Annotated in this window: 15 protein-coding genes and 1 pseudogene; 14 read left to right on the plus strand and 2 right to left on the minus strand. The window is 73.7% G+C overall.

Annotated features, from left to right (window positions below; all coding sequences use genetic code 11):
- Positions 1-3 precede the first annotated feature (3 nt).
- The 8 genes and pseudogenes from JD77_RS19465 (at position 4) to JD77_RS19500 (ending at position 7951) form a co-directional block, all read left to right on the plus strand.
- Positions 4-933: a bifunctional riboflavin kinase/FAD synthetase gene (locus tag JD77_RS19465; RefSeq protein WP_145775613.1), complete on the plus strand. Its 930-nt coding sequence runs from the start codon at positions 4-6 to the stop codon at positions 931-933.
- Between the two features lie 290 nt (positions 934-1223).
- Complete coding sequence (gene rpsO / locus JD77_RS19470) at positions 1224-1493, plus strand: 30S ribosomal protein S15 (RefSeq protein WP_145775614.1); 270 nt, start codon at positions 1224-1226, stop codon at positions 1491-1493.
- A 232-nt stretch (positions 1494-1725) separates the two neighbouring features.
- Complete coding sequence (locus JD77_RS19475) at positions 1726-4131, plus strand: polyribonucleotide nucleotidyltransferase (RefSeq protein ID WP_145775615.1); 2406 nt, start codon at positions 1726-1728, stop codon at positions 4129-4131.
- A 91-nt stretch (positions 4132-4222) separates the two neighbouring features.
- A complete protein-coding gene (locus JD77_RS19480; RefSeq protein WP_145775616.1) occupies positions 4223-5593 on the plus strand; it encodes a M16 family metallopeptidase in 1371 nt (456 codons plus the stop codon).
- A gap of 74 nt (positions 5594-5667) precedes the next feature.
- A pseudogene (gene dapB / locus JD77_RS19485) lies at positions 5668-6431 on the plus strand (4-hydroxy-tetrahydrodipicolinate reductase).
- A 71-nt stretch (positions 6432-6502) separates the two neighbouring features.
- Positions 6503-6991 carry a GNAT family N-acetyltransferase gene (locus JD77_RS19490; protein ID WP_145775617.1) on the plus strand — a complete coding sequence of 163 codons (489 nt, stop codon included), beginning with the start codon at positions 6503-6505 and terminating at the stop codon, positions 6989-6991.
- A gap of 56 nt (positions 6992-7047) precedes the next feature.
- Entirely contained in the window at positions 7048-7506 is a 459-nt protein-coding gene (locus tag JD77_RS19495) for a carbohydrate ABC transporter permease (protein WP_246141312.1), read from the plus strand.
- Between the two features lies 1 nt (position 7507).
- Positions 7508-7951: an ABC transporter permease family protein gene (locus JD77_RS19500; protein ID WP_211372609.1), complete on the plus strand. Its 444-nt coding sequence runs from the start codon at positions 7508-7510 to the stop codon at positions 7949-7951.
- A gap of 21 nt (positions 7952-7972) precedes the next feature.
- Here the strand turns inward: JD77_RS19500 and JD77_RS19505 are convergent, their stop codons facing one another.
- Positions 7973-8554 carry a GNAT family N-acetyltransferase gene (locus JD77_RS19505; RefSeq protein ID WP_145775618.1) on the minus strand — a complete coding sequence of 194 codons (582 nt, stop codon included), beginning with the start codon at positions 8552-8554 and terminating at the stop codon, positions 7973-7975.
- A gap of 35 nt (positions 8555-8589) precedes the next feature.
- Between JD77_RS19505 and JD77_RS19510 the strand changes: the two genes are divergently transcribed.
- Entirely contained in the window at positions 8590-9900 is a 1311-nt protein-coding gene (locus JD77_RS19510; RefSeq protein ID WP_145775619.1) for a glycosyltransferase family 87 protein, read from the plus strand.
- Here the strand turns inward: JD77_RS19510 and JD77_RS19515 are convergent.
- Complete coding sequence (locus JD77_RS19515; protein ID WP_145775620.1) at positions 9799-10350, minus strand: GNAT family N-acetyltransferase; 552 nt, start codon at positions 10348-10350, stop codon at positions 9799-9801. The two genes, JD77_RS19510 and JD77_RS19515, sit on opposite strands and share 102 nt — an antisense overlap.
- 79 nt (positions 10351-10429) lie before the next feature.
- On the opposite strand from JD77_RS19515, the gene JD77_RS19520 reads away from it, so the two are divergent.
- The 5 genes from JD77_RS19520 to JD77_RS19540 all read left to right on the plus strand — a co-directional run bounded on the left by JD77_RS19520 (position 10430) and on the right by JD77_RS19540 (position 16044).
- The gene (locus JD77_RS19520) at positions 10430-11659 is read left to right on the plus strand and encodes a winged helix-turn-helix domain-containing protein (protein ID WP_145775621.1); all 1230 of its coding nucleotides are present in this window, start codon (positions 10430-10432) and stop codon (positions 11657-11659) included.
- Positions 11656-12252, plus strand: a complete 597-nt coding sequence (locus JD77_RS19525) for a DUF2752 domain-containing protein (RefSeq protein WP_145775622.1) — start codon at positions 11656-11658, stop codon at positions 12250-12252. The genes JD77_RS19520 and JD77_RS19525 overlap by 4 nt, the downstream gene beginning before the upstream one ends.
- A 333-nt stretch (positions 12253-12585) precedes the next feature.
- Complete coding sequence (gene thyX / locus JD77_RS19530; protein ID WP_145777668.1) at positions 12586-13323, plus strand: FAD-dependent thymidylate synthase; 738 nt, start codon at positions 12586-12588, stop codon at positions 13321-13323.
- A gap of 53 nt (positions 13324-13376) precedes the next feature.
- Positions 13377-14303, plus strand: coding sequence for a 4-hydroxy-tetrahydrodipicolinate synthase (gene dapA / locus JD77_RS19535; RefSeq protein ID WP_145775623.1), 927 nt, complete (start codon positions 13377-13379; stop codon positions 14301-14303).
- 52 nt (positions 14304-14355) lie between these two features.
- The gene (locus JD77_RS19540; RefSeq protein WP_145775624.1) at positions 14356-16044 is read left to right on the plus strand and encodes a ribonuclease J; all 1689 of its coding nucleotides are present in this window, start codon (positions 14356-14358) and stop codon (positions 16042-16044) included.
- The last annotated feature ends 144 nt before the right edge of the window (positions 16045-16188 follow it).

A 16188-nucleotide genomic window follows, 5' to 3' on the forward strand; every position in this document is an offset into this window, starting at 1 on the left:
CTCATGCAGCGGTGGCGGGGGTACGAGGCGGCGCCCGGCGGCTGGGGCCGTTCGGTCGTCACCATCGGTGTCTTCGACGGGGTGCACCGGGGGCACCAGGCGACCATCGGGCACGCCGTGGCCCGGGCCCGGGAGCTGGGTGTGCGGTCGGTCGTGGTGACCTTCGACCCGCACCCGGCCGAGGTCGTCCGTCCGGGCTCGCACCCGGCGGTGCTCACGGAGCCGGCCCGCAAGGCGGAGCTGATCGAGGCGCTCGGCGTGGACGTGCTCTGCGTCGTGCCGTTCACCCCGGAGTTCTCCCGGCTGCCGGCCGAGGCGTTCGTGCACGACATCCTCGTCGAGCACCTGCACGCCGCCCTCGTCGTGGTGGGAGAGAACTTCCGGTTCGGGCACCGGGCGGCCGGCGACGTGGCGCTGCTGGAGCGGCTCGGCCGCACGTTCGGCTTCGCGGTCGAGGGCGGCCCGCTGGTCGCCGACGACGGCACCGTCTTCTCCTCCACCTACATCCGCTCCTGCGTCGACGCCGGGGACGTGGGCGCGGCGGCCGCCGCGCTGGGCCGTCCGCACCGGGTCGAGGGGGTGGTGGTCCGGGGCGACCAGCGGGGGCGGGAGCTGGGCTTTCCCACCGCGAACCTGCTGTGTCACCGGTACGCCGCCGTGCCGGCCGACGGCGTCTACGCCGCCTGGCTGGCCCGTCGGGGGCACCGGGAACGGCTGGCCGCGGCCGTCTCGGTGGGCACCAACCCAACCTTCTCCGGACGGGAGCGGCGGGTCGAGGCGTACGCGCTGGACTTCTCGGGCGACCTGTACGGCGAGCGGCTCGCGCTGGACTTCGTCACCCACCTGCGCGGTCAGGTGCGGTACGACTCGATCGAGCCGTTGGTGGCGCAGATCGCCCAGGACGTCGAGCGCACCCGGCGCGCCCTCGGCTGAGCCGGGGAGGCCCGCCGCCCGAGGGCCCCGCGGCCGCCCGCCGCCCGAGGGGCGCCGGGCGCCGGGTCGGGGTTTCGTGCCCGTCCGCACCGTCGCGTCGCCCTTCGCCGGGCGGTTCCGCCGGAGGCTGGTAGTCTGGCGGGGACGTCGGCTGACCGACGTGGGGCCTCGCGTGCCTGCACGACGCCGCGGGTGCGAGGTTCGGTCCGTCTCCGGTCTCCGGGCCCCGACGACGGGTCTTCGGGCCTGACGACGGACACCACCGATCAACCCATCGAAACAGGGAGAACATGGCGCTCGACCAGGAATCCAAGGCCAAGATCCGCGCGGAGTACGCGACCGCCGAGGGCGACACCGGTTCGCCGGAGGTGCAGGTCGCGGTCCTGACCAAGCGGATCGCGGACCTCACCGAGCACCTGAAGGTGCACAAGCACGACCACCACAGCCGCCGTGGGCTGCTGCTGCTGGTCGGCCGTCGCCGTCGGCTGCTCAACTACGTCCAGAAGAAGGACATCAACCGCTACCGGTCGCTCATCGAGCGGCTCGGCCTGCGCCGGTGACGTCACGGGGGAGCGGCCCGCAGCGGGTCGCTCCCCCGTCCGGCTTCACCACCCGAACCACACCCGGGCCGCGCGACCAACCGACAGGGAGCCGGTCAGCGTACCGGTCTCCGGTAGTGGCCCCCGGGAACCCGGCTGACCGCCGGCACCCCGGGCGCTTCGATCGAAGACCGGCCGTCTGAGCAGTTCCCGAGCGTCGTGGGCCCCCGATGCGAAGGAGCACAACCGCACCATGACCGAGCATTCCCTCGGCACCGAGTCCCGCACCGCCGTGATCGACAACGGGTCCTTCGGCACCCGCGAGATCACCTTCTCCACCGGCCGCCTGGCCCGTCAGGCCGCCGGCTCCGTCACCGCCCAGCTCGGCGAGACGGTCGTCCTCTCCGCGACCACGGCCGGCAAGCAGCCGCGGGAGCAGTTCGACTTCTTCCCGCTGACGGTCGACGTCGAGGAGCGGATGTACGCCGCGGGCCGCATCCCCGGCTCGTTCTTCCGCCGCGAGGGCCGGCCCAGCGAGGACGCCATCCTCACCTGCCGGCTGATCGACCGGCCGCTGCGCCCGTCGTTCGTCAAGGGCCTGCGCAACGAGGTCCAGGTCGTCGAGACCATCCTGGCGCTGGACCCGCAGCACCCGTACGACGTGGTGGCGATCAACGCCGCGTCGATGTCGACCAAGCTCTCCGGCCTGCCGTTCTCCGGCCCGATCGGGGCGACCCGGATGGCCCACGTCGACGGCCAGTGGGTGGCCTTCCCGACCCACGAGGAGCTGTCCCGGGCCACCTTCGACATGGTCGTGGCCGGCCGGGCCCTGCCCGACGGCGACGTCGCGATCATGATGGTCGAGGCCGAGGCCACCGAGCACACGGTGGCACTGGTCGCGGGCGGTGCCCCCGCCCCGACCGAGGAGGTCGTCGCCAGCGGCCTGGAGGCCGCCAAGCCGGCCATCCGCGAGCTGTGCCGGGCGCAGAGCGAGCTGGCCGAGGTGGCCGCCAAGCCGGTTGCCGACTTCCCGGTGTTCCTGGATTACCAGGACGACGCGTACGACGCGGTGGCCGAGCTGGCCCGCGGCGAGGTCGCCGAGGCCCTGAAGATCGCCGGCAAGGCCGACCGCGAGGAGGCCCTGGACCGGATCAAGGCCCGCGTGCAGGAGGAGCTCGGCCCGCGCTTCGAGGGCCGGGAGAAGGAGCTGTCCGCCGCGTTCCGGTCGCTGACCAAGTCCGAGGTCCGCGCCCGGGTGCTGCGCGAGCAGGTCCGCATCGACGGCCGCGGCCCGCGCGACATCCGCCCGCTGACCGCCGAGGTCGGCGTGCTGCCCCGGGTGCACGGCTCGGCGCTGTTCGAGCGCGGCGAGACCCAGATCCTGGGCGTCACCACGCTGAACATGCTGCGCATGGAGCAGGCGCTGGACACCCTCTCCCCGGAGAAGTCCAAGCGCTACATGCACAACTACAACTTCCCGCCGTACTCCACCGGTGAGACCGGTCGGGTCGGCTCGCCGAAGCGGCGCGAGATCGGCCACGGCGCGCTCGCCGAGCGGGCGCTGATCCCCGTGCTGCCGTCGCGCGAGGAGTTCCCGTACGCCATCCGGCAGGTCTCCGAGGCGCTCGGCTCCAACGGCTCCACCTCGATGGGTTCGGTCTGCGCCTCGACGCTGGGCCTGCTGTCGGCCGGTGTGCCGCTGAAGGCGCCGGTCGCCGGCATCGCCATGGGCCTCATCTCCGACGAGGTCGAGGGCAAGACCCAGTACGTGACGCTGACCGACATCCTCGGCGCCGAGGACGCGTTCGGCGACATGGACTTCAAGGTCGCCGGCACCCGGGACTTCGTCACCGCGCTCCAGCTCGACACCAAGCTCGACGGCATCCCGTCGGACGTGCTGGCCGCCGCGCTCCAGCAGGCCCACGAGGCCCGGCAGGTCATCCTCGACGTGATGCAGCGGGCCATCGAGGCGCCGGCCGAGATGTCGGACTACGCCCCGCGCGTCACCACCGTCAAGATCCCGGTCGACAAGATCGGCATGGTGATCGGCCCGAAGGGCCAGACCATCAACGCCATCCAGGACGAGACCGGCGCCGAGATCTCCATCGAGGACGACGGCACGATCTACGTCGGCGCGACCAACGGCCCGTCGGCGCAGGCCGCGGTCGAGCGGATCAACGCGATCGCCAACCCGACCCTGCCGAAGCTGGGCGACAAGTTCCTGGGCACGGTGGTCAAGACCGCCGCGTTCGGCGCGTTCGTCTCGCTGCTGCCGGGCCGCGACGGCCTGCTGCACATCTCCAAGGTGGGCGACGGCAAGCGGGTCGAGCGGGTCGAGGACTTCCTCAACGTCGGCGACAAGGTCGAGGTCGAGATCGCGGACATCGACGCCCGCGGCAAGATCTACCTGGACAAGGTCCGCCCGGAGGGCGCCGAGGCGCCGGCCGCGGGCGAGGCCGCCGGCGGCGAGCGTCCGGCGGGCCGGGAGCGGGGCGACCGGGGCCCGCGCGAGCGTGGCGATCGGGCCGGCCGCGGCCCGGAGCGTGGCGAGCGCGGCCAGGGCGGCGGCCAGGGCGGCGGCCAGGGCGGCGGCCAGGGCGGCGGCGAGGGCGGCGAGGGCGGCGAGCAGCGCCCGCGCCGCCGGACCAGGCACAGCTGATCCCACCGGCACCACCCACCCCTCGTCGAACTGAGAGCAGGTCTTCGTGAGTCGGTCCCGGCCCGCGTCCGTTCCACAGAATCGACGGGGGGTGGCGCCGTCCGGCGCCGTCCGGCACGCCACCGGGGCGCAGCCCGGGCGCTCCGGCGGCGCGTCCCGGGCGGTCACCCGCACGCTGAGCGACGACCCGCTGGGCGGCACGGTACGCCGTACCGTGCTGCCCAGCGGGCTGCGCGTGCTGACCGAGGCGATCCCGGCGATGCGCAGCGTCTCGTTCGGCATCTGGGTGGCCGTCGGCTCCCGCGACGAGACGGGCCCGCAGGGCGGCGCGGCGCACTTCCTGGAGCACCTGCTGTTCAAGGGCACCCACAAGCGGACGGCCCTGGACATCTCCTCGGAGATCGAGGCGGTGGGCGGCGAGACCAACGCCTTCACCACCAAGGAATACACCTGCTACTACGCCCGCGTGCTGGACGAGGACCTGCCGCTGGCCATCGACGTGATGTGCGACCTCGTCGCCGACTCGCTGCTGGAGCCGGCCGACGTGGAGACCGAACGCGGCGTCATCCTCGAAGAGATCGCGATGCACGACGACGAACCGGGCGACGAGGTGCACGACCTGTTCGCCCGCGCCGTCTACGGTGACCACCCCCTCGGCCGGCTGATCTCCGGCACCGAGGACACGGTCACCCCGATGACCCGCCGGCAGATCCAGGGCTTCTACCGCCGCCACTACACGCCGCCGCAGATCGTCGTCGCCGCCGCCGGCAACCTCGACCACGCCGCCGTGGTCCGGCTGGTCCGCCAGGCCCTGCGGGGCACTCCGCTGGATGCCGACCCGGCGACGCCGGCCGCGCGCCGGCAGAACACCCCGGCGGTACGCACGAAGCCCGCCACCACCCTGGTGGAGCCGAAGGAGACCGAGCAGGCGCACGTCATCCTCGGCTGCCCCGGCATCGACCGCACCGACGAGCGGCGCTTCGCCCTCGGCGTGCTCAACAACGTCCTCGGCGGCGGCATGTCCAGCCGGCTGTTCCAGGAGATCCGGGAGCGCCGCGGCCTGGCCTACTCGGTGTACTCGTACGCCAGCCAGTACGCCGACAGCGGCCTGTTCGCCGTCTACGCCGGCTGCGCGCCGGGCAAGGTGGACGAGGTGCTGGAACTGACCCGCGCCGAGCTGCGCCGGGTGGCCGCCGACGGGCTGACCGAGGCCGAGGTGGCCCGGGGCAAGGGGATGAGCAAGGGCTCGTTCGTGCTCGGGCTGGAGGACACCGGCTCCCGGATGAGCCGACTGGCGAAGGGCGAGCTGCTCTACGGCGACCTGATGCCGGTGGACGAGCTGCTGGCCCGGGTGGACGCGGTGAGCGTCGCCGACGTGAACGCCCTCGCCGCCGAGTTGCTCGCCCGGCCGATGTCCCTGGCCGTCGTCGGCCCGTTCGGCGAGCGCGACTTCTCCGCCTGACCGCGCCCGGTCGGAGGTGGGACGCTCGGCGGCCGGCCCGGTGCGGGCGTCCCGACTGGGATAGGTTGTGCCCCGTGACTGACGAGCAGGTGAGGAACCCGGCGGAGCCGATCCGGGTGGGCGTGCTGGGTGCCCGGGGCCGGATGGGCGTCGAGGTGTGCGGGGCGGTCGACGCCGCGCCCGACATGAAGCTGGTGGCGACGGTCGACCAGGGCGACGGCCTGTCCGCCGCCGGTGCCGAGGTGGTCGTCGACTTCACCACCCCCGACGTGGTCATGGACAACCTGCACTGGTGCATCGACCAGGGCATCAACGCGGTCGTCGGCACCACCGGCTTCACCGAGGAGCGGCTCGACCAAGTCCGCGGCTGGCTGGCCCGCAAGCCCGGGGTGGGCGTGGTCATCGCCCCCAACTTCGGCATCGGCGCCGTGCTGATGATGCAGTTCGCGGCGCGGGCGGCCCGCTACTTCGAGTCCGTCGAGATCGTCGAGCAGCACCACCCCCGCAAGCTGGACGCCCCGAGCGGCACCGCCGCCCACACCGCACGCCTGATCGCCCGGGCGCGCGCCGAGGCGGGCCTCGGCCCGGCCCCGACGCCACGAAGGACGAGGTGCCGGGTGCCCGGGGCGCCGACATCGACGGGGTGCGGGTGCACGCCGTCCGCGCCACCGGGCTGGTCGCCCACCAGGAGGTGCTGTTCGGCACCACCGGCGAGACGCTGACCATCCGGCACGACTCGTACGACCGGGCGTCGTTCATGCCCGGGGTGCTGCTGGCCGTCCGCGCGGTGCGCGGCCGGCCCGGCCTCACCGTCGGCCTGGACGACCTGCTCGACTGACCCGCCGGCCGCCCCGGCCGGGGGCGCAAATGCGGTCGCCGGGCGGCCGCGCCGCCCCTAGGCTCGCGAGGATGATCGACTCGAACCGATACGACCGGACTCGCCGGCACGTCACCCCGCGACCCGTCGACGACGGCAACTGGCGGGCCGTCGCCGACGTCGTGCCCAGGGACGACCAGCGGGCCTGGGTGTACCCGATGGCCGCCCGCTACCTGCTGCTCAGCGAAAGGGGCGGGGCCTGGACCTCGCTGGCCGTGTACGCCGACGACGCCGTCGTCGGGCACGTCATGTGGGCCGTCGACGACGACGCGTCCCGGTGGATCGGCGGCATGCTCGTCGACGCCGCCGAGCAGGGCCGCGGCGTCGGCGAGGCGGCTGTCGCCACCCTGGCCGGCTGGCTCGCGGCCCAGCCCGGATGCCGTGCCGTCCGCCTCTCGTACCACCCGGACAACGCCGCCGCCGCGGCCCTCTACACCCGCCTGGGCTTCACCCCCACGGGCGCGACGGAGGACGACGAACTCGTCGCCGAACTACCCGTCGACCATGGACTTGCCGGCTGATTCAGCGCTCCACCCCGCCGCCCTGGTGGGACTGGCTCTCCGCGCCGAGCGTGGCGATGGTGTCGATCATCACGCTGGTGGTCTGGACCACGTCGGGGACGTTCATGCTGATGTTCCTCGCCGCGTTGCAGAACGTCCCGGTGGCGCTCGACGAGGCGAGCACCCTCGACGGGGCGACCCGGTGGCAGTGGTTCCGGCACGTGACCCTGCCGATGATCAAGCCGACCATGTTCCTGGTGCTCACCCTGGGCCTGATCGGCTGCTGGCAGGTCTTCGACCAGGTGTACGTGATGAGCCAGGGCGACCCCGCCAAGACCACGCTCACCCCGGCGTACCTGTCGTACCGGACCGCGTTCCGCGACTTCGACTACGGCTCCGGCGCGGCGATCTCGTTCGTGCTGTTCCTGATCATCATCGTGTTCACCGTGCTCCAGCGCTGGCTGATGGCCGACCGGGAGCCGACCGGCGCGCGGCGCGGCCCGTGGTGGCGGCGGCGCGTACGGCAGGGGGGTTGAGATGGCCGTGCTGACCGACCGGCCGGCGGTCGCGGCGCCCGCCCGGCCCCGCCGGGACCGGGGCGCCCGCGCACTGGCCAGCAGCTTCGTCGGGTACGCCGTCCTGGTCTTCTTCGGGCTGGTGTTCCTCTACCCGTTCGTCATCCAGATCGGCAACTCGCTCAAGACCGAGCCCGACGCGGCGGCGAACCCGCTCTCGCCGATCCCCGACCCGGTGTCGTTGGCCGGCTTCGAGCGGATCTTCGAAGGCACCAACTTTTCGCTGTGGCTCGGCAACTCGCTGCTGGTCACCGTCCTGGTCACCCTTGGGCGCGTCTTCTTCGACTCGCTCGCCGGATACGCCCTCGGCGCGGCGCTGCTGGCCACCATCCCGGTGGCGGTGCTCTTCGTGATCTTCCAGCGGTACTTCGTCCGCGACGCCAACGACGGCGCGGACAAGGGCTGACCGGCGACCGGCGGTCCCCGACTACTCGCCGGGGACCGCCGCGGCCGGTACGGCGACGTGCAGCCGCAGCTGGTTGACCAGCATGTCGTCCACGTCGAGGGCCCGGGCGGCACCGTCGGGCTCCCAGCCCGCGCCGGTCAGGAACTTCCGGGTCGCCGGGTTCCCGTCGAACGCCCAGGCCACCGCCCGGGCGAACCCGTCGGCGCGCCACAGGTCGACGCTGGCCGCGAGCAGTCGGCTGCCGTGCCCGCGCCGGCCCCAGCGGGGCTCGACCAGCAGGTCCGTCACGGCCACCACGTCGGGCCCGAGCGCGTCGGCCGGCTCGTTGGGCGCGAGGGACTCCGCGTCGGCCGGACCGGATGCGGCGAACCCCACCAGATACGATTGCTCGGCCTGTTCGACGGCGACCAGCACGCGGTGCGCGCCCGAGGGAGGCTCCTGCACCGCCGCGCTCCACCGCCGGGCGAGGTACGCCTCGTCCAGGTTGTCGAGCACGTGCCGGGGCAGGATCCGGCGGTACGCGACCCGCCAGGTAGCGAGCTGGATGCGTGCGATCTCGCCGGCGTCCTCCGGACGCGCCGGGCGGACGTACCCGAGAGCCATGGGACGGAAGCCTACGCAGGGTGGGGGAGGCGACGGTGGCGCAGGGTCCCGGACGCACGACAGCGCAGGTCGTGGGCGTGGTCGCGCTCGCCGTCGCGGTGACCGCGTTCCTGTCCGTCGCGGCGGTGCGGCACGGCTTCTTCGACCTGAAGGTCTACTACGGGGCGCTGCGCTTCTGGGCCCACGACGGCGGGGAGCTCTACGACTTCCTCAAGCCCGGCACCCAGTACGGCTTCACGTACCCGCCGTTCGCCGCCCTGGTCATGCTGCCGATGGCGTACCTGCCGTGGCCGGCGGCGATCGTGGTCAGCGTGACCGCCTCCGTGGTGGTCAGCGCGGTGCTGATCTGGTGGCTGCTCGACCCGGTCGCCCGCCGGGCCGGGTGGACCCGCTGGTTCGCCCTCGCCGTGGCGCTGTGCCTGGCCGCCGCGTTCGAGCCGATGCGCGAGACGGTCAACTTCGGCCAGGTCAACATGCTGCTGCTGTTCCTGGTGGGCGCGGACCTGCTGCGGCTGCTGCCCCGCGGCAGCCGGTGGGCGGGCGTCGGCGTCGGCCTGGCCACGGCGATCAAGCTCACCCCGGGCATCTTCGTCGTCTACCTGCTGGTCACCGGGCGCTGGCGGGCGGCCCTGGCGGCCACGGGCACCGCGACCGGGGTCACCCTGCTCGCCGCCGCCCTCTTCCCCGACGCGTCCCGCGAGTTCTGGACCGCGGCGCTGTGGAACACCGGCCGGGTGGGCGAGCTGGCGTTCGTGTCCAACCAGTCGCTGCGCGGCGTGGTGGCCCGCCTGGACCCCGAGCACCCGAGCACCGTGGCCTGGCTGGCGCTGGTGCTGGCCACCGTCGCCGTCTGGGTCTGGCGGTCCCGGTCCGCGGCGGCCGCCGGCGACGAGGCCACCGGTCTGGCCCTGACCGGCGCGGTGATGTGCCTGGTCAGCCCCGTGACCTGGGTGCACCACCTGGTCTGGCTGCTGCCGGCGCTGCTCCTGCTGGTCGACAACGCGATGGCGGCCCCGGCCCGCGGCGGCCGGCGCCGCGTTCTGCTGGCCGCCGCCGCCATCGGGTACGCGTTCCTGTGCAGCCGGATCGTCTGGTCCTGGGAGAAGGACTTCACCGGCGTCGACGGTTTCCTCGGCAGCAACACCTACGTCTGGATCAGCCTGGCGCTGCTGCTCCTGCTGCCGGTCCGCCGGTGGGCCACGCCGTCAGCGGCCGGGGCGGCCGGCGGCGCCGCGCCCGCCGGGTCAGCCGTCGAGGCGCCCGGCGTAGCGCAGCTCGACCAGGCCGAGCGGGGGCCGGCCGCCGGCCAGCGGGACCTGGTAGGTGGACACCTCGCCGTCGGGTGACAGCCCGGCCCGCTCGTAGAAGCGGCGGGCCCGGCGGTTGTCCCGCAGCACCCAGAGCCGGTACGCCGTCCAGCCCCGCTCGGTCAGCCCCGTCTGGGCCGCGGCCAGCAGCCGCCGGGCCGTCCCGTCCCCCCAGTACGCCCGCTCGACGTAGACCGCCACCACCTCGCCGAGGGCGTCGTCCAGGTCGGCCCGGTCCTGGTTGTTCCGGTACGGCCCGAACGTGGCGAAGCCGATTACCTCGCCGTCCCGCTCGGCGAGCAGCGTGCGGAACGGCTGCTCCGGGTCGGCGGTGCGCATGTCCCGCCGGCGCTGCGCCCAGGCCGCCACGTTGAGGCGGGTCAGCACCTCGTCCGGCATGATCCCGGCGTAGCCGGCCTGCCAGCCGCGTACGTGCACCCGGGCGACCGCCTCGGCGTCGTCCGGCTCCTCGGGTCGGATCACCAGCATCCGTCCGTTCTATGCCCCGGCCCGCCCCGCGTCCAGCGCCCCGCCGCCGTGTCGTACCGGTGGACTAGGGTGCCCGACGATGGCCGCACCGGAATCGCTCTCGCTCGCCCAGGCCCGGCGGGTGGCGCTGGCCGCCCAGGGCTTCGCCGACCCGCCGCCCGCCGGCGCGCCCACCCGCCGCCACCTGCGCCGGGTGCTCGACCGGGTCGGGCTGATCCAGATGGACTCGGTCAACGTGCTGCAACGGGCGCACTACCTGCCGCTGTACAGCCGGCTCGGGCCGTACCCGACGGCGCTGCTCGACACGGCCGCCTACCGCCGCCCGCGCGACCTGTTCGAATACTGGGGGCACGAGGCGTCGCTGGTCCCGGTCGGGCTGCACCCGGCGCTGCGCTGGCGGATGGCCCGGGCGCACGACGAGGCCTGGGGCGGGATGCGCCGGATCGCCCGGGAGCAGCCCGGGCTGGTCGCCTGGGTCCGCGACGAGGTGGCCGCCCGGGGGCCGCTGACCGCCGCCGAGATCGAGCACGACGCGCCCCGGCAGACCGGCCACTGGGGGTGGAACTGGTCGGCAGTCAAGCAGGCACTGGAGTTCCTGTTCTGGGCCGGCGAGGTGACCGCCGCCGAGCGCACCACCTCGTTCGCCCGCCGCTACGACCTGCCCGAGCGGGTCCTGCCGCCGGCCGTGCTCGGCGCGCCCACGCCGACCGACGCGGAGGCGTACCGCGCGCTGGTCGGCGTCGCCGCCCGGTCGCTCGGGGTGGCCGCCGAGCCGGAGCTGCGCGACTACTTCCGCCTGCCCGCCGCCGGCGCCCGGCGCGCCGTGGCCGAGCTGGTCGAGGCCGGCGAGCTGACCCCGGTTGCCGTGCCGGGCTGGCGGCAGCCGGCGTACCTGCACGCCGCCGCCCGGCTGCCCCGCTGGGTGCGGGCCGCCACGCTGGTCAGCCCGTTCGACCCGCTGATCTGGGAGCGGGGCCGCGCCGAGCGGCTGTTCGGCCTCAACTACCGGATCGAGATCTACGTCCCGGCCCCGCAGCGGGTGTACGGCTACTACGTGCTGCCGTTCCTGCAGGGGGATCGGTTCACGGCCCGGGTCGACCTCAAGGCCGACCGGAAGGCGGGCGTGCTGCTGGTCCCGGCCGCCTGGGCCGAGCCCGGCGTCGACCCGGAGGAGACGGCGCTCGCCCTGGCGGCCGAGCTGTACCGGTTGGCCGGCTGGCTCGGGCTGGACGCGGTCGCACCGCCCGCCGCGGGCGACCTGACGGCCCCGCTGGCGGCCGCGTTGAGGAGTGTCGCGGGTGTACCGTGAGCGACGTGACGAGCGTTGACGGCCCGAACGCCCGACCCGACGCCGCTCCCGCGGCCGACCTCCACGCCCACGACCACGCACACGGCCACGCCCCGACCGGGGCCGCCTGGCCGCCGCCCGCGTACCCGGCGTACCAGGTGCCGGAGCCGGACCGGTTCACCCGCTTCGTCATGCGGGTCCACGACCGCTCGCCGCGCTGGGCGGTGCCGCTGGCGGCCCTCGGCTGCGTCGGCCTCGGCATGGCGTACGCGCTGCTCAGCGACCCGACCCGGGCCGAGCCGGACGCCGCGCCGACCTGCCTGCTCAAGCTCACCACCGGGCTGGACTGCCCGGGCTGCGGCGGCACCCGCGCCCTCTGGTACGTGCTGCACGGCGACGTGCCGGCCGCGGCCCGGCACCACTTCCTCTTCGTCTTCGCGCTGCCCTTCCTGGCGTACCTGTTCGTGGCCTGGGCCGGCCGGCAGGCGTTCGGCTGGCGGCTGCCGCAGCCGCAGGTCGGCTCCAAGGCGATCGGGGTGTTCCTGGCCGCCTGGCTGGTCTTCTCCGTGGCCCGCAACCTCCCCTGGGCCCCGTTCACCTCGCTCTACGTCTGACCCCGTCCCCGCGTGGACCGGCGGCGGGCCGGGCGGGCGGCGGGTGGTGGCGGTGGACCCTGTGGAGCTGCCCCGTACGTGCGCCCAGCCGTCCGGCCGGGCTGCTCCCGGCCGCCGCAGTGGCTGCCCCGTCCGTGCGGGCAGCTCCACAGGCGGCGGACACCGCACCCGGCGCGGCCGGGTATGCGGGCGCGGGAATCAGCGAGATCTTGGCCACGGGCGGCCCCGGGCAGAGGTGAAGTGTCCGGGATTCGCAGGTGGTGCGGGTTTCGGGCGGCGAGCCCCACGTCGGCCGGGCCCCGGTGGGCGGCTACAGTCCGAGGAATGCCGGATATGGTGCAGCCCCAGGTCAAGCTGATCGCGTGGACCCAGTTCCAGGTCCCGGACGACGTGCCGTGGTCGACCGACGCCGAGGGTGGCCAGGCCCTCGCGGAGTTCGCCGGCCGGGCCTGCTACCAGTCGTGGAAGAAGCCCAACCCGGCCACTGCCACCAACGCCGGCTACCTGGCGCACATCCTGGAGGTCGGGCACCTGTCCGTGCTGGAGCACGGCTCGGTGACCTTCTACTTCACCGGGGTGTCCCGCTCGTTCACCCACGAGTTGGTGCGGCACCGGCACCTGTCGTACTCGCAGCTCTCCCAGCGGTACGTCCCCGAGCGGGACGCGGCGATGGTCGAGCCCCGGGCGATCGCCGAGGACCCGGAGCTGCACAAGCGGTTCGTCGAGGCCGCCGAGGCCAGCGTGCGGGCGTACACGGAGCTGCTGGCGGGGCTGGAGCAGCGCTTCGTCGACGAGCCCAACCCGACGCTGCGCCGCAAGCAGGCCCGGCAGGCGGCCCGGGCGGTGCTGCCGAACGCCACCGAGACCCGGATCGTGGTCACCGGCAACTACCGGGCGTGGCGGCACTTCGTCAAGATGCGCGCCACCGAGCAGGCCGACGTCGAGATCCGCGAGCTGGCGGTGGAGTGCCTGCGTCAGCTCCAGCGGGTCGCCCCGAACGTCTTCGCCGACTTCGTCATCTCCACCCTGCCCGACGGCACGGAGGTGGCGGCCAGCGTGCACGCCGAGTGAGTCCTGCGCCCTTCCCCAGCGGGCCGCCCGCGGTCGTCCGATAGGTTGTGAGCATGACGCACGACCTCCCTGTCGCCGCGGACCGGGCGCCCTCGCGCCCGTTCGGTCGACTGCTCACCGCCATGGTGACCCCGTTCACCGCCGACGGATCGCTCGACCTGGACGGGGCCGTACGGCTCGCCAACCACCTGGTCGACGAGCAGGCCAACGACGCGCTCGTGCTCAACGGCACCACCGGCGAGTCGCCCACCACGACGGACGCGGAGAAGGAACGGCTGATCCGGGCCGTCGTGGAGGCGGTCGGCGACCGGGCGCGGGTGGTGGCCGGGGTCGGCACCAACGACACCCGGCACACGATCGAGCTGGCCGCGTCGGCGGAGAAGGCCGGCGCGCACGGTCTGCTCGTGGTGACGCCGTACTACAACAAGCCGCCGCAGAGCGGGCTGGTCCGGCACTTCACCGCCGTCGCGGACGCCACCGGCCTGCCGATCATGCTGTACGACATCCCGCACCGCGCCGGGGTTCCGATCGCCTCCGAGACGCTGGTGCGCCTCGCCGAGCACGGCCGGATCGTCGCGGTCAAGGACGCCAAGGGCGACCTCACCGCCACCTCGTGGGTGGCCGGCCGCACCGACCTGGCCTTCTACAGCGGGGAGGATTCCCTCACCCTGCCCGCGCTGGCGGTCGGCTCGGTCGGCCTGGTCGGCACCTCGACCCACTTCACCGGCGCGCTGACCAAGCGGATGATCGAGGCGTACGACGCGGGCGACACCGGCACCGCGCTCGCTCTGCACCGGCGGCTGCTGCCCCTGTTCACCGGCATCTTCCGTACCCAGGGCACCATCCTGGTGAAGGCGGGCCTGGCGGCCAGGGGTCTGCCGGCCGGCCCGGTACGCCCCCCGCTGGTGGACGCCACCAACGACGAGATCGCCCAGCTGCGTGCGGACTGCGCGGCGGCGGGTCTGGAGCTCCCCGAATGATCGAACGACACGACGGACGCCGGGTGACGGTGTCGCAGAATGGAGTGGACGCGTGACCGAGGCGCACATCGAGGGCGAACTGCCCCCGCCGCTGCCCGAGGGCGGCCTGCGCATCATCCCGCTCGGCGGGCTCGGCGCCATCGGTCGGAACATGACCGTCTTCGAGTACGACGGCAAGCTGTTGGTCGTCGACTGCGGCGTGCTCTTCCCCGACGTCGAGCAGCCGGGCGTCGACCTGATCCTGCCCGACTTCGGGCCGATCCTCGACCGGCTCGGCGACATCCAGGCGATCGTGCTCACCCACGGGCACGAGGACCACATCGGCGCGGTGCCCTACCTGCTCGCCCACAAGCCGGACATCCCGCTGGTCGGCTCGCAGTTCACCCTCGCCCTGGTCGAGGCGAAGCTGGCCGAGCGGCGGATCCAGCCGTACACGCTGACCGTGCGGGAGGGCGGCCGGGAGCGGCTCGGCCCGTTCGAGTGCGAGTTCTTCGCCGTGAACCACTCGATCCCGGACGCCCTCGCGGTGGCCATCCGCACCCCGGCCGGCCTGGTGCTGCACACCGGCGACTTCAAGATGGACCAGCTCCCGCTGGACGGCCGGCTCACCGACCTCGCGGGCTTCGCCCGGCTCGGCGCCGAGGGCGTCGACCTGCTGCTGTCGGACTCCACCAACGCGGAGATCCCCGGCTTCGTCACCCCGGAGCGGGAGATCGGGCCGGTGCTCGACTCGATCTTCGCCAAGGCGCGCGGCCGGATCATCGTCGCGTCCTTCGCGTCGCACGTGCACCGGGTGCAGCAGGTCTTCGACTCGGCTGCCGAGCACGGCCGCAAGGTCGCGTTGATCGGCCGGTCGATGGTCCGCAACATGGGCATCGCCCGGGATCTGGGCCTGCTCAACATCCCGGCGGGCCTGGTGGTCGGCATCGAGGAGGCGACCACGCTGCCGCCCGAGCAGATCGTGCTGATGTCCACCGGTTCCCAGGGCGAGCCGATGAGCGCGCTCGGCCGGATGGCCAGCGGCGACCACCGGCACATCACGATCGCCCCCGGCGACACCGTGGTGCTCGCCTCCTCGCTGGTGCCCGGCAACGAGACGTCGGTCTACCGGGTGATCAACCGGCTCGCCCGGGCCGGCGCGGTGGTGGTGCACAAGGACGTGGCGAAGGTGCACGTCTCCGGTCACGCCCCCGCGGGCGAGCTGCTGTACCTGCTCAACGTCGTCCGCCCGAGCAACCTGATGCCGGTGCACGGTGAGTGGCGGCACCTGCGGGCACACGCCCGGCTCGGCATCGAGTCCGGCGTCGCCGCGGATCGGGTGGTGCTCTGCGAGGACGGCGACGTGGTCGACCTCGTCGAGGGCCGCGCCAGCCTCGTCGGCCACGTGAAGAGCCGGTACGTCTACGTCGACGGCCTGGCCGTCGGCGACGTCAGCGAGTCCCTGCTCACCGAGCGGCGGATCCTCGGCGACGGCGGTTTCATCGCCGCCACGGTGGTGGTCGACTCGGTCACCGGCAAGGTCGTCGGCGGCCCGACCGTCTCGGCCAAGGGCTTCTCGGAGGACCCGGAGGCGTTCGCCCCGGTCGTCCCGCTGGTCACCGAGGCGCTGAACCGGGCCGCCGCGGACGGCATCACCGACCCGCACCAGCTCCAGCAGATCGTCCGGCGCACGGTCGGGCGCTGGGTCAACGACGCGTACCGGCGCCGGCCGATGATCGTCCCCACGGTCGTCGAGGTCTGACGCCCCAGTTCGCCCCCAGCCCGTCGTGGTCGCCCTCCTCCCGTGAGTGGCGGTCTTGCTCTGGTACGTGGTCGCGTGAGAATTGCCGCTGGCCGGCACCCCGTCCTGTGGGGTGCCGGCCAGCGGCTTCTCGTTGTCTCTGTG

This window comes from Micromonospora olivasterospora (genome assembly GCF_007830265.1).
GTDB lineage: Bacteria > Actinomycetota > Actinomycetes > Mycobacteriales > Micromonosporaceae > Micromonospora > Micromonospora olivasterospora.

Excerpts from the sequence above, each read along its gene's own strand:
- JD77_RS19465 (WP_145775613.1), top strand. The coding sequence starts at position 4 with ATGCAGCGGTGGCGGGGGTACGAGGCGGCGCCCGGCGGCTGGGGCCGT.
- rpsO (WP_145775614.1), top strand. The coding sequence starts at position 1,224 with ATGGCGCTCGACCAGGAATCCAAGGCCAAGATCCGCGCGGAGTACGCG.
- JD77_RS19475 (WP_145775615.1), top strand. The coding sequence starts at position 1,726 with ATGACCGAGCATTCCCTCGGCACCGAGTCCCGCACCGCCGTGATCGAC.
- JD77_RS19490 (WP_145775617.1), top strand. The coding sequence starts at position 6,503 with ATGATCGACTCGAACCGATACGACCGGACTCGCCGGCACGTCACCCCG.
- JD77_RS19495 (WP_246141312.1), top strand. The coding sequence starts at position 7,048 with ATGGTGTCGATCATCACGCTGGTGGTCTGGACCACGTCGGGGACGTTC.
- JD77_RS19500 (WP_211372609.1), top strand. The coding sequence starts at position 7,508 with ATGGCCGTGCTGACCGACCGGCCGGCGGTCGCGGCGCCCGCCCGGCCC.
- JD77_RS19505 (WP_145775618.1), bottom strand. The coding sequence starts at position 8,554 with ATGGCTCTCGGGTACGTCCGCCCGGCGCGTCCGGAGGACGCCGGCGAG.
- JD77_RS19515 (WP_145775620.1), bottom strand. The coding sequence starts at position 10,350 with ATGCTGGTGATCCGACCCGAGGAGCCGGACGACGCCGAGGCGGTCGCC.
- JD77_RS19520 (WP_145775621.1), top strand. The coding sequence starts at position 10,430 with ATGGCCGCACCGGAATCGCTCTCGCTCGCCCAGGCCCGGCGGGTGGCG.
- thyX (WP_145777668.1), top strand. The coding sequence starts at position 12,586 with ATGGTGCAGCCCCAGGTCAAGCTGATCGCGTGGACCCAGTTCCAGGTC.
- dapA (WP_145775623.1), top strand. The coding sequence starts at position 13,377 with ATGACGCACGACCTCCCTGTCGCCGCGGACCGGGCGCCCTCGCGCCCG.